1 protein-coding gene and 1 pseudogene are annotated in these 1,442 nt (G+C 51.8%); both read right to left on the bottom strand.

Annotated elements, in window-relative coordinates:
* Window positions 1-46 precede the first annotated feature (46 nt).
* Window positions 47-415, bottom strand: a pseudogene (locus HMPREF9304_RS12010) (DUF8473 domain-containing protein); the annotation flags it as partial.
* 44 nt (window positions 416-459) lie between these two features.
* Window positions 460-1,442 (bottom strand): conjugative transposon protein TraM (gene traM, locus HMPREF9304_RS12015; RefSeq protein WP_036929515.1); only part of this gene is annotated, 983 nt, incomplete at its 5' end.

Below are 1,442 nucleotides of genomic sequence, written 5' to 3' on the forward strand. Positions count from 1 at the left end.
TAATCACTTGCCAAAGTGATTATTATCAAGCCCCTATTATGGGCGCACTAAAAGCATAGAAAGAGCCGTCCTCGCAAATCACGCTCATGTTGGTTTCCGTCTCAAAGTCCTTGAAGGCAGCCTTTACACGCAGTACGTTCTCCGCATCCTCCGCCTTGCCGGCAATGATGTTCTGTGAACCCAAATCTACATAGCGGACAGGCGCAGGAAAAATCAGATGCACCGTCTTTTCAAAAGTAACCTCCAAGCCGTATGGCAGGACGATGCGTCCGTTAGGAATTGCCTTGCTCATACCTTGAAAGAGTTCTCCCGATGAGAGCGGANGGTCGGGCGTGAGCGTTNAAGTCGTTGTNTGTGCAGTGGCTGACGCTCCCATCGTGGCAAGCAGGACAGCCGAAAAAATCCATTTTTTCATTGTTGTTATTATTTTGTTATTGCTATTTTTATTGATTGATATGCTTATTTTGACTGAACCAAGAACATGCGGTAGCCGCCTTTAAGTGTTACCTTGACGGTGCGGAGTTTCTTTTGGAGCAGCTGGCTTGCGCCCTGCATCACCCCACGTGCCGCCTCCGAGATAATCTGGTCTTTGGCGGAGGAAGCAAAAGTGAAGGAAGTCCCCATCGAACCACCGATGTTCGCACCCACCTCTTTGAGGGCGTTGATGTCCTCCGAACCGGGAATGAACACACCCTCCTGTCCGTCGGTGTCGTATGCCGAGAGCTTCACGGCAATAATCCGTCCCTTTACTTCAATGCTCTTAACGAGCAGGTGCAGACGGTTGCCCTCAATCTTAGCCCTCGCAATGAGTCGGCTTTGGCGGGGAATGCGCAAGCCCTGCACTTGGGCAGTTTCGAGCATGCGCAACGCCACATTATCGCCCTCCTTGAGTGTCGCCGTCCTGTCCACCACCACGCTGAGCGTGTTGCGGGACACGGCAGCAACCGCACTCGTGAGCGAATGAAAGCCCATATTGCGTGGCTTCGTGCCGTATTGCTGAACAAAGTCGGCATCTGTCATCGGCTGGTCGAGCGAAGACACCACCTGCTTACGTTCTGCCAATACCTCCATTGCAGGAAGAGAACCGGCTACCGATACTTGTTTTGTTGCCGATGTTTCCAAAACTCCCTTTTCCTTTGCGGGTGTAAAAGCGTTGGCAGCATTGGTAGTTGAAGAAGATTGTGGCAGATACTTCGCCGCCATTTGGTAACTCTTTTCCATCAGAGCGAGCTGTCGCTTCTCCTCCGCATCCTCATTCTCATTCTTTGATGCCAATTCCTTTTTGAGGTTGTCCAACTCCGAGCGCAGTGCCTCACGCTCCTGCTCGTGCGGATCGGGTGCATAAAAAGAGTTCAACAGGCGGTTGTTCTCCTCATAGCGGTGCATTGAGCTTTCAATCTTTGCCGTCGAAGCGGCTGTTTCCGCACGCTCGCTTTCCGAGG

Source organism: Hoylesella timonensis S9-PR14, from assembly GCF_000762405.1.
GTDB classification, from domain to species: Bacteria; Bacteroidota; Bacteroidia; order Bacteroidales; family Bacteroidaceae; genus Prevotella; species Prevotella timonensis_A.